This is a genomic window from Sporolactobacillus mangiferae (genome assembly GCF_023336505.1).
In the GTDB taxonomy this organism is placed as follows: Bacteria; Bacillota; Bacilli; order Bacillales; family Sporolactobacillaceae; genus Sporolactobacillus; species Sporolactobacillus mangiferae.
Window position 1 is genome coordinate 1 of sequence record NZ_JAMAST010000056.1, and the last position, 269, is coordinate 269.

At 51.7% G+C, this 269-nt stretch carries 1 protein-coding gene; it reads left to right on the plus strand.

The annotated features are described in order from the left end of the window. Nucleotides 1–269: transposase (locus M3N64_RS14020; RefSeq protein WP_249104324.1), on the plus strand; the 269-nt coding region annotated here is incomplete at both ends.

The following is a 269-nucleotide window of genomic DNA, read 5'->3' on the forward strand; positions in this document are numbered from 1 at the left end:
TTGAGAATAGATGATAGTGAAAGTACGGATGCTTGGAAAAATTATTTCGATTGGCTGAAGGCACGCGGCTTAAAGGGCGTCGATGTCGTGATCAGCGATGATCATGGCGGTCTCGTCAAGGCCGTTCAAAAAGCGTTTCAGGGCGCCACATGGCAGCGGTGCCAAGCTCACTTTCTTCGCAACGTTCACGACCGGCCTCCAAAGTCGCTCAAACACGAAGGTACCGAACAGGTGAAGGCGATGCTTCAGGCACCCAACGTGAAAACAGT